Here is an 11,290-nt window from a genome sequence, read left to right as displayed (position 1 = left end):
GTGCCAATGGTCCGAATTTCATCACACTGCATTCCTAATTCTTCATCTAAGCGTCGATGAATTGCTTGTGAAAGTAATTCATTAGGGCGAGGATGGCTACAGCATGTATTTGCCCATAAACTTCCTGAGTGATATTTAGTAATAGCTCTTTGCTGAATAAGTAGTTGTTTTTTTGAATTGAAAATAAACAATGAAAAGGCTCGATGTAAGGCGCCTATAATATGAGCTTCTAATTTAGGCATTGTGCCAAGCTCATTATCATTTTTATCTACAAGAACGACAGCGTCTTCCACAAAAATCACCTTAGTAAAATAATATGCAGTTATAGTGGGAATATAACATGTCTGTATATCAAATAACGATTTATTGCATTGTACTTTTTACAGCATCACAAATTTATGATGCCTTATTTTATATTATTGAGTTTTTATGGCGTATAGTATTGAACACCAATCTTAATTAACCCTCGTCCCTGAGACTTGCGATATTTATTTGTATCTCGTAATGAATAAATACAACCACAGTATTCTTGTTGATAAAATTGTTCTCTCTTACTAATTTCTATCATTCGAGCTGAACCCCCTTTTTTACGCCAGTTATATTCCCAATAAATCATATTTGGATATGGTGCTGCCGCTCGTTTTCCGCAATCATTAATTTGATTCATATCCTTCCAACGTGAAATACCTAGCGAGCTTGAAATAACAGAAAAACCATTTTCGGCAGCATAAAGTGCAGTTCTTTCAAAGCGCATATCAAAACACATTGTGCAGCGTATTCCACGCTCCGGTTCTTTTTCCATTCCTTTTGCGCGTTCAAACCAATTATCAGTATCATAATCTGCATCAACAAAAGGAATATTATGTTTCTTAGCGAAACGAATATTTTCCTCTTTACGTATTAGATATTCTTTCTGAGGGTGAATATTAGGATTATAAAAAAAGACAGTATATTCAATGCCCGAAGCCTGTAATGCTTCCATGACTTCACCAGAGCAAGGTGCACAGCATGAATGTAATAATAATTTAGTTTCATTCGCAGGTAATGTGAGCTTTTCTCTTATAAGTGTCATTGATATTCCTAAACTGATTTTTAATATAAATATATTATTATTTTATTATAAGTAATAGCGCGTAGTTTTTCTGCCTGTTTTATTTTTAATTATCTAAAACTAACTTATTGTTTTAGATAAACTAAATTAAAATCATAACTATGACTCGATTGATAATATCTATCAGAGAGTTTACTAGATTCATATTCTGATGAGAGGTAAGATGAAATACTAATTCTGCTACTATTTGTTTGTAGCAAAATCTAAAATAAAGGAATTTAGTTATGTCGTCTATATTACCTCGCTCTGTCACTTCACCAAAAAAATTCTTTATTGGTAGTCAATTACTTAGCTCTGTCGGAAAATACGTCAAAGATTTTGGTGATAATGCTTTTATCATTAGTGATGAATTTTTCTTAGATAAAGTAAATAAAGAAGCTATCCCTTCACTTAAAGAAAGTGGTTTATCTGCACTTGTTGAAAAATTTAATTATGAGTGTACAGAAGTAGAAGTTAATCGACTTGGGCAATTAGCTATTAGCAATAAAGCGAATGTGATTATCGGTATTGGTGGTGGTAAAACTTTAGATGTCGCTAAAGCAGTTGCTTATTATCAGCATATTCCTGTTATTTTATTTCCTACTATCGCTTCTACAGATGCACCTTGTACGGCTCTTTCTGTTCTTTATAAAGAGAATGGTGAGTTTGATAAATACCTCTTCTTGCCACAAAATCCAGATGTTGTGATTGCAGATACAGCCATTATTGCTTCTGCGCCGCAACGCTTTTTTTCTGCGGGTGTGGGTGATGCGTTAGCAACTTATTTTGAAGCTCGAGCTTGTTATCAAGCGGATGGCCTGAACTTAGTTAATCAACGTCCATCGCGTACGGGGCTTGGACTTGCACAGTTATGTTTTGAAGTATTGAGTGAAAATATCGATAAAGCAATGGATGCTATTCGTCATAAAATTACAACTCCTGCATTGGAAGAAACCATTGAAGCAACAATCTATCTTAGTGGTGTTGGTGCAGAAGCCGGTGGGTTAGCAGCTGCTCATGCAGTTAATAATGGTATGTCTGCAGTTGAATCACTGCATCATGTTCAGCATGGTGAAAAAGTTGTTTTTGGCTTATTAACTCAGTTAGTACTGGAAAATGCCCCGCAAGAAGAGATAGATGAAGTTATCCGTATTATTAAAGCAGCTGAGCTGCCATTAACACTTGAAGATATGGGGATGAAAGAATTTATTGAGAGTGAATGGCGTATGGTAGCAAAAATTGCTTGTGCAGAAGGTGACACCATGGGGAATATGCCAATGAAGATCACTGAAAATGATGTTTATAATGCAATGATCGCAGCTAATGCTTTGGCTCATCGTTACAAATAATATTAAATAAGTCTATTTGTGATATCAAACCCCAAATTTATTTTTGGGGTTTTTTGTTTATTCGAGTGTCGGATTCATTTCAGCAAGATCAAACGGCGTAATTTGATAAACGTAGTAATTGAGCCAATTAGCAAAGAGCAGATGTCCGTGACTACGCCATGATGCAATAGGTTTTTTATCTGGGTTGTTATGAGGAAAATAGTTTTCAGGTAGTTGAGGCTCAAGACCTGCTTTTACGTCTCGGTGATACTCATCAGCGAGCGTATTTGGATCATATTCAGGATGGCCTGTAGCAAATACGAGTCTTTTATCTTTTGAAGCAAAGAGGTAAGCGCCTGCATCTTCAGAAGTTGCAAGGATCTCTAAATCTGTGTTTTGCTTAATAATATCTATTGGGAATCCAGCATAGCGAGAATGTGGTGCAAAAAATGTTTCGTCAAATCCGCGCGTTAACAGCGCTAATGGATCGCAAGTTGTGTGACTATATACTCCTGAGATTTTCTTTTTTAAGGTGTATTTAGGTAAGTCATATAAAATATTTAGTCCAGCTTGTGCTGCCCAACAAATAAAGAGAGTTGATGTAACATGCTCCTTTGCCCAATTAATCACTTCACTAATTTCATTCCAATAAGCAACGTCTTCAAACTCAACCAATCCTAATGGTGCACCTGTAACGATAAGCCCATCAAAATTTTGTGTTTTAATTTGCTCAAAATCACAATAAAAAGTATCAAGGTGCTCTACGGGGGTATTTTTAGGAACACGGTCGTCGATACGTAATAATTGAATATCTATTTGAAGAGGGCTGTTCGAGAGTAAGCGTAAAAATTGATTTTCGGTCTCTATTTTCTTTGGCATCAAGTTAAGTAATAGCACTTTTAGTGGGCGAATATCTTGAATACTTGCTCGACTGGATGGCATTACAAACACATTCTCTTTTTGTAAACAACTCACTGCAGGGAGTTCATCAGGTACTCTAATTGGCATTTCAACAACCTCTACTGAAACATCTAGACATCTAGAAGCCTAAATTTAGCTAATAACCTCTATAATGTCGAGGTCTTCATATTGTTAATGAATAATATTCATATAAGTAAAAGTTATATAGGTAAAATCAGCAATGAAATTGAGATTTTAATCGTTCAATATTTCATCTACTCAATGATCCTCGAGTAATTACTGCAACACTCAAATTTGTACAATAAAAAAACGCCGATGTAATCACATTGTTAAATATTTTTTAAATAAAAATGGAATTCATTTTTGATTTTTGTAAAAACTGCATTAATCTTAATCTGGTGTGCAAAAGATTTTAGGGGAATGCAAAATGTCACAAACATTAGTAACAGAAGAATTAAGTTTTATTCAGCCTTTTTGCGAACAAGATAAAGATATAATAAATCATGATGTTAAACAGTTTTTAACAGATTTGGTGAATCATTTTTCTGGGAGAAGGGAGGCTTTATTAAATGAAAGGAATAACTGGAAACATAAAGTTGATAATGGTTTTCTTCCTAATTTTATTTCGGAATCTAATTCCATTATTGATTCAGGGTGGAAAGTAAATCCAATTCCTAAGGATCTACAAGACCGGCGCGTAGAGATCACAGGACCAGTTGATCGCAAAATGGTCATTAATGCGTTAAATGCTAATGTAAAAGTATTTATGGCTGATTTTGAAGATTCACTAGCACCAACATGGGAAAAAGTTATTGATGGGCAAATTAATTTACGAGATGCAGTTAAAGGCACTATTTCTTATACCAATGAACAAGGTAAATGTTATCAGTTAAAAGATTCACCTGCCGTACTTATTGCGCGTGTAAGAGGGTTACATTTGCCAGAAAAACATGTGTTATGGAAAGACGAGCCTATTGCTGGTTGTTTGTTTGATTTTGCTCTTTATTTCACCCATAACTACAAGGCGTTATTAGCAAAAGGAAGTGGTCCTTATTTTTACCTTCCTAAATTGCAAACATGGCAAGAAGCTAAGTGGTGGAGTGATGTTTTCCATTTTACAGAAAAACGTTTTGGTTTAGCGATTGGTACAATTAAAGCAACTGTATTAATTGAAACGCTACCCGCAGTATTTCAGATGGAAGAGATTTTATTTCATATGAAAGAGCATATTGTGGGCCTTAATTGTGGTCGCTGGGATTATATATTTAGTTATATCAAGACATTAAAAAACTACCCTGATCGAGTGTTGCCTGACAGACAAGGGATCACGATGACCCAACCATTTTTAAGTGCTTATTCCCGCCTATTAATTCAAACCTGCCATAAGCGCGGTGCTTTTGCGATGGGAGGGATGTCGGCTTTTATTCCAAGTCGAGATCCTGAGCAAAATGGTGCGATCTTACAAAAGGTTTATGACGATAAAGAGCTTGAAGCAAGCAACGGACACGATGGTACCTGGATAGCACATCCAGGGCTTGCTGAAACAGTTTTAGCCGCTTTTGATGCAGTATTAGGGGATCGTTTAAATCAGTTAGATGTACAGCGCAATGACAAAATTACGGCTGAAATGTTACTTGCCCCTTGTACTGGTGAGAGAACTGAAAAGGGCATGAGAGCAAATATTCGTGTCGCTGTGCAATATATCGAGGCTTGGATCTCAGGAAATGGCTGTGTCCCTATTTACGGTCTAATGGAAGATGCAGCTACAGCCGAAATATCACGTACTTCTATTTGGCAGTGGATCCGTCATCAGAAAACATTATCTGATGGACAAGTTGTTACCAAAGCGCTATTTCGCAAAATGCTAACAGAAGAGCTTGATGTGATTCGCCAAGAATTAGGTGAAGAACGTTTTTTATCAGGCCGCTTCAAAGAAGCTGCTGCATTGATGGACAATATTACAACCCAAGATGAATTGGTCGATTTTCTGACCTTACCGGGTTACCAACTTTTAAATTAAAAAAGATACGTAAAACGTATTTATAAACTGCAAACACTATCACTACCGTATTTATAGGAGCTGTTTTTATGACTATTAGTAGATCAGAGCAAATTGCCCAATTAGAGAAAGAGTGGGAACAACCTCGCTGGAAAGGAATTACTCGACCTTATAGCGCTGAAGATGTGATTAAGCTACGAGGTTCAGTTAACCCAGAACATACCTTAGCACGACGCGGCGCACAAAGACTTTGGTCATCATTAAATGGAAAATCGAAAAAAGGTTATGTAAATGCACTCGGCGCATTAACGGGAGGGCAAGCACTACAACAAGCTAAAGCTGGATTAGAAGCAGTTTATCTTTCAGGTTGGCAAGTAGCAGCTGATGCAAATACTGCCGCAAGTATGTATCCAGACCAATCTTTATATCCTGTTGATTCAGTGCCTAATGTTGTGCAGCGTATTAATAATACCTTTAGACGAGCAGATCAAATTCAATGGTCTAATGGTATTGGGCCTCAACATAAAGACTATATTGATTTCTTTTTACCTATTGTTGCTGATGCAGAAGCCGGTTTTGGTGGCGTGCTTAACGCATTTGAATTAATGAAAGCGATGATTGAAGCAGGTGCTTCAGGTGTTCACTTTGAAGATCAGCTTGCCGCAGTAAAAAAATGTGGTCATATGGGGGGAAAAGTTTTAGTTCCTACTCAAGAGGCTGTACAGAAATTGGTTGCAGCAAGATTGGCGGCAGATGTCTCTGATGTACCCACTCTATTAGTTGCAAGAACAGATGCTGATGCTGCTGATTTATTAACGTCTGATTGTGATCCTTACGATAGCGCCTTCTTAACAGGAAAACGTACATCAGAAGGTTTTTTCTGTACTCATGCTGGTATTGATCAAGCTATTAGTCGTGGTCTTGCTTATGCACCTTATGCCGATTTAGTGTGGTGTGAAACATCAACACCAGATCTGAAAATGGCGGCTAAATTCGCTGAAGCTATTCATGATAAATATCCGGGTAAGATGTTGGCTTATAACTGTTCACCTTCTTTTAATTGGAAGAAGAATTTAGATGATCACACCATTGCTCATTTCCAAGACGAGCTTTCTGCAATGGGTTATAAATTCCAGTTTATTACCTTGGCAGGTATTCATAGCATGTGGTTCAACATGTTTGATTTAGCTCATGACTATGCTCAAGGTGAAGGAATGAAGCACTATGTAGAAAAAGTGCAGGAAAAAGAGTTCGCATCACAATCTAAAGGTTATACCTTCGCATCCCACCAGCAAGAAGTTGGTACCGGTTACTTTGATAAAGTCACAACAATTATTCAAGGAGGAGTGTCTTCAGTAACCGCATTAACGGGCTCTACAGAAGAGCAACAGTTTTAATTTGATTAAATATCGTTAATACCTTTTGTGGTGATAATTCAGGAGCAGGATGCTCCTCTTTTTTACGAGGTTATTTGATGACATCAGAAGATTTAATTGCTCAAACTATTTTACAAGGTTTTGATGCACAATATGGCCGCTTTCTAGAGATAACGGCAGGTGCTCAATATCGTTTTGAGCAGGCAGATTGGCATGGTGTACAACTGGTAATGAAAAAACGAATTCGTTTATACGATAATCATGTTGGTTTGGTTGTGGCTCAATTAAAATGTATTCGACATGATATTGATAAAGAAAGCCTTTTTCTGCAAAAAGTGAAAGAAAAGTATACTCAATTATTACCTCATTATCCCCGTTTTGAAATTGCAGAAAGTTTTTTTAACTCAGTTTATTGTCGCTTATTTCATCATCGTGAGTTAAATAAAAAAAATCTATTTGTTTTTTCTTCTCAACCAGCATACCGCTTTAATCATGCGCCAAGGCCATTATCTAAACAGTTTGTAATACAAACAAACTTATCAGAATTATTGCAAGATATTGTATCGCGTCTACCTCTACGTTTGCCTTGGCAAAATAAAGCCAGAGATATTCAATCTATTTGCCAATTGCTTAATGCTCAGTTTTCAGAGCAACAGTTAAAAAGTGCAACTTTTCAAATAGCCAATGAACTTTTTTATCGAAACAAAGCAGCATGGCTGATTGGTAAAATTATTGTTAATGGAAACTACACACCATTTTTATTACCTATTCATAATATTGAGCAACAATTAGTTATTGATACCTGTTTAATAACAGCAGATGAAGCCAGTATCGTATTTGGATTTGCTCGCTCATATTTTATGGTCTATGCCCCATTTCCTTCTGCGCTCGTGGCATGGTTACGAGATATTTTACCAGGAAAATCTATCGCAGAACTTTATATGTCTATTGGCTGCCAAAAACACGGTAAAACTGAGTATTACCGTGAATATCTTGCCTTTATGAATTTTTCCTCAGAGCAATTTATAGAAGCGCCAGGAGTTAAAGGTATGGTGATGTTGGTGTTTACCTTACCAACTTATGATCGCGTTTTTAAAGTCATTAAAGACAAGTTTGCTCCTCAAAAAACAATCACTGCTGAGCGAGTGAAAGAGTGCTATCAATTAGTTAAAGAACATGATCGTGTAGGAAGAATGGCTGATACTCAAGAGTTTGAGAATTTTATTATTGAGAAAAAACGGATCAGTCCTGAATTAATGACGATCTTTCAACAAGAGATCCCTAATAAATTAGAAGATCTTGGTGATAAGCTGCTGATCCACCATTTATATATGGAAAGGAGAATGACACCATTAAATATTTATATGGAACAATGTGATAGCAATCAACTCCAGGCTGTTGTCGAAGATTATGGTCAAGCATTGAAAGAACTTATTGCCGCTAATATTTTTCCTGGCGATATGCTGTTTAAAAATTTTGGTGTGACTCGTCACCATCGTGTTATTTTTTACGATTATGATGAAATTAGTTATATGACAGACATGAATTTTAGAGCAATTCCACCGGCTCGTTATCCTGAAGATGAATTAGCTAGTGAACCTTGGTATAGCGTTGGTTTAAATGATGTTTTTCCTGAAGAATTTCGTTATTTTTTATGTAGTGATAAACAAGTTTGTCATTATTTTGAACAGCATCACCAAGACCTGTTATCAGCCGATTATTGGCAGCAACAACAGCAAAGAATTAGAGATGGATATATTGAGGATGTTTATGCCTATTCACAAACTAAACGATTTAATTATCGCCATAGTGGAAAATTGGATATTCAGAAATAAAAAACAGGTGTAAGAGGAAACACCTGTTTTTTATAAATACATTAATAATGCAACATTGAGCGCTAGATCATAAAATTATTAACGCTGAGCGCCAGATACAGCCTCTTTTGCTAACTCAGTGATACGTTGATAATCGCCCGATTTTACAGCATCGTTAGGGACTAACCACGAACCACCAATACAAAGCACACTTTCTAGCGCAAGATAGTTACGATAGTTCTCTGGTGAAATACCACCCGTTGGACAAAAACGAATTTGAGAGAATGGCCCCGCAATGGCTTTTAATGCTTTAACGCCACCATTGGCTTCTGCTGGGAAGAATTTAAACTCTTTTAAACCGTAACTCATACCCAACATTAATTCAGAAACTGTCGAAATACCTGGAATTAATGGAATAGTGCCCGCGACTGAAGCTTTTAATAACGCTTCGGTTAAACCTGGGCTAATAGCAAATTGAGCTCCCGCTTCAGTAACTTGAGCTAATTGCTGAGGGTTGATAACCGTACCAGCACCAACTATCGCCTCAGGAACTTCTTTAGCGATAAGTCGGATAGCCTCAATTGCGCACTCTGTACGTAGTGTAACTTCTAATACTTTTACGCCACCAGCGACAAGCGCTTTAGCAACAGGTACAGCATCTTTAATATCATTAATTACAATAACAGGAACAACAGGCCCTGATTTCAGTACAGATTCTGCACTTGTATTCCAATGATTCATCATTTGTATTCCCTAATTAGAGATTGAAGAACGAACGGTATGCATTCGCTCTTAGTAAGTCGTTAGGTACTAAAAATCGATACAGCAAGCACCTTGCTCTGCGCCTGATAAATGGCGGCGTAAGTTAACAAATAATTCGCGACCACAACCTATGTTATTAGTACTAAGGTCAATGCTAACTTCTCGGCGTGAATTAAGTTCCTGCTCATCAACGAGTAGGGTCAATTCACCAGTTTTACCATTAACACGAATAATATCGCCATCACATACTTTTGCTAATAATCCACCATTAACAGCTTCAGGAGTGACATGAATCGCTGCTGGCACTTTTCCTGAAGCGCCTGAAAGGCGTCCATCAGTGACTAATGCAACTTTATAGCCTTTATCCATTAATACCCCTAACGGTGGCATTAATTTATGCAATTCAGGCATACCGTTAGCTTGGGGGCCCTGATAACGGACAACGACAACGCAGTCTTTGTTTAACTCTCCCGCTTCAAATTTTGCGGTAATGTCATGCTGACTATTAAACACTACGGCGGGTGCCTCTATTATCTTATTTTCGTCTGGCACCGCAGAAGTCTTCATTACAGCTCGACCCAAATTACCCTGCATTACCTGAGTACCGCCGTGAGGTGAGAAAGGGGTATTGATATCAGCTATAACATTCTTATCTAAAGAACTGATAGCGCCTTCTCGCCAAGCTAATTGACCATTATTTAACCACGGCTCTTGGGTATAGCGTTCAAGGCCAAAGCCAGCAACAGTATTTACATCACGATGAATTAACCCTTTTTTTAGTAATTCACGAATAATTAATGCAATACCGCCTGAAGCTTGGAACTGATTAATATCAGCTGGGCCATTAGGATAAATTCTAGCAATTAATGGGATAACTTGAGAGAGCTCAGAAAAATCATCCCAATTAATAATAATGCCTGCGGCTCTAGCCATAGCAACTAAATGCATAGTGAGATTGGTTGATCCACCAGTAGAAAGTAATGCAATAATGCCATTCACAATTACTTTTTCATCAACAAGATGGCCGATAGGTAAATAGTGACCTGAATTTTCTGTTAAGCGAACAATTTGGTGTGCCGCGGCTTCAGTTAAAGCATCACGTAAAGGGGTATCAGGATGAACAAAAGATGCACCAGGTAAATGTAAACCCATCATCTCCATAACCATTTGATTAGAATTAGCGGTGCCATAAAAAGTACAAGTACCCACGCTATGATAAGATGCCGATTCAGCTTCTAACAATGCATCACGATCTAGTTTTCCTTCTGCATAGAGTTGGCGAATACGCACTTTTTCTTTATTAGGCAAACCGCTTGTCATTGGACCTGCAGGAACAAAAATCGCAGGAAGATGACCAAAAGAGAGCGCTGCCATTGCTAAACCAGGAACGATTTTATCGCAGATCCCTAAATAAAGCGCACCATCAAACATATTATGAGATAAACCCACCGCCGCTGACATGGCAATCACATCGCGACTAAGTAGCGATAACTCCATTCCATCTTGCCCTTGAGTTACGCCATCACACATAGCAGGTACGCCACCTGCGACCTGACCTACAGCACCAACAGAGTGCAATGCTGCTTTAATTTGTTGCGGATAAAGTTCGTAAGGTTTATGGGCGGAAAGCATATCATTGTAAGAAGTGATAATGGCAATATCATTATGAACCATGTTTTTTAAGCGATTTTTATCGTCAGCCTGACAAGCTGCAAAGCCATGAGCCAAATTCCCACAAGCGAGTTGAGCACGGTGTACGGTTTGACTTTTTGCCGCTTCAATTTTTTGCAGATATGCATGACGCGTAGGTTGTGAACGCGCAATGATACGTTCTGTAACTTGTTTTACGGTTTCATTGAGTGGAGCAAAATTGGCATAAAAATTATCTTGGTTTTTCTGGCTCATAGTGATGCATCCTTTGTTTACTCAAGGGAGATGAGCTTGTAAATATTTCGCCAACTCATCATTTGAAACCCTAGTTACAGTTTTTGTTACCGGTA

Annotated in this window: 9 protein-coding genes; 4 read left to right on the top strand and 5 right to left on the bottom strand. The window is 37.6% G+C overall.

All coding sequences use genetic code 11. The features are described from left to right. Window positions 1-302 (bottom strand): isopentenyl-diphosphate Delta-isomerase (locus M997_RS16985; protein WP_156510833.1); only part of this gene is annotated, 302 nt, incomplete at its 3' end. A gap of 125 nt (window positions 303-427) precedes the next feature. Further along, a complete protein-coding gene (locus M997_RS16980; protein ID WP_064721301.1) occupies window positions 428-1,072 on the bottom strand; it encodes an epoxyqueuosine reductase QueH in 645 nt (214 codons plus the stop codon). Between the two features lie 263 nt (window positions 1,073-1,335). Here M997_RS16980 and M997_RS16975 point away from each other — a divergent pair, with 263 nt between their 5' ends. Continuing rightward, window positions 1,336-2,439 (top strand): glycerol dehydrogenase, encoded by a 1,104-nt coding sequence (locus tag M997_RS16975; RefSeq protein ID WP_064721300.1) that lies wholly within the window; start codon window positions 1,336-1,338, stop codon window positions 2,437-2,439. A gap of 57 nt (window positions 2,440-2,496) precedes the next feature. On the opposite strand, the gene metA is transcribed toward M997_RS16975, so the two are convergent. Next, window positions 2,497-3,426, bottom strand: coding sequence for a homoserine O-acetyltransferase MetA (gene metA, locus M997_RS16970; RefSeq protein ID WP_064721299.1), 930 nt, complete (start codon window positions 3,424-3,426; stop codon window positions 2,497-2,499). Window positions 3,427-3,766: 340 nt separating this feature from the next. Here metA and aceB point away from each other — a divergent pair, with 340 nt between their 5' ends. From aceB to aceK, 3 genes are all read left to right on the top strand, one after another. Further along, window positions 3,767-5,359, top strand: a complete 1,593-nt coding sequence (gene aceB, locus M997_RS16965) for a malate synthase A (RefSeq protein ID WP_064721298.1) — start codon at window positions 3,767-3,769, stop codon at window positions 5,357-5,359. A gap of 68 nt (window positions 5,360-5,427) precedes the next feature. Continuing rightward, entirely contained in the window at window positions 5,428-6,735 is a 1,308-nt protein-coding gene (aceA, locus tag M997_RS16960; protein WP_064721297.1) for an isocitrate lyase, read from the top strand. Between the two features lie 77 nt (window positions 6,736-6,812). Next, window positions 6,813-8,549 (top strand): bifunctional isocitrate dehydrogenase kinase/phosphatase, encoded by a 1,737-nt coding sequence (aceK, locus tag M997_RS16955; protein WP_064721296.1) that lies wholly within the window; start codon window positions 6,813-6,815, stop codon window positions 8,547-8,549. 78 nt (window positions 8,550-8,627) lie between these two features. Here aceK and M997_RS16950 read toward each other — a convergent pair whose 3' ends face one another. Then, a complete protein-coding gene (locus M997_RS16950; protein ID WP_064721304.1) occupies window positions 8,628-9,269 on the bottom strand; it encodes a bifunctional 4-hydroxy-2-oxoglutarate aldolase/2-dehydro-3-deoxy-phosphogluconate aldolase in 642 nt (213 codons plus the stop codon). A 69-nt stretch (window positions 9,270-9,338) separates the two neighbouring features. Then, complete coding sequence (gene edd, locus M997_RS16945; protein ID WP_064721295.1) at window positions 9,339-11,195, bottom strand: phosphogluconate dehydratase; 1,857 nt, start codon at window positions 11,193-11,195, stop codon at window positions 9,339-9,341. Window positions 11,196-11,290 lie beyond the last annotated feature (95 nt).

The sequence above is a fragment of the Proteus hauseri ATCC 700826 genome, assembly GCF_001654965.1.
Lineage (GTDB): Bacteria > Pseudomonadota > Gammaproteobacteria > Enterobacterales > Enterobacteriaceae > Proteus > Proteus hauseri.
The sequence above is the reverse complement of the archived record's forward strand: the minus strand, read 5'-3'. Positions and strand labels throughout refer to the sequence as shown.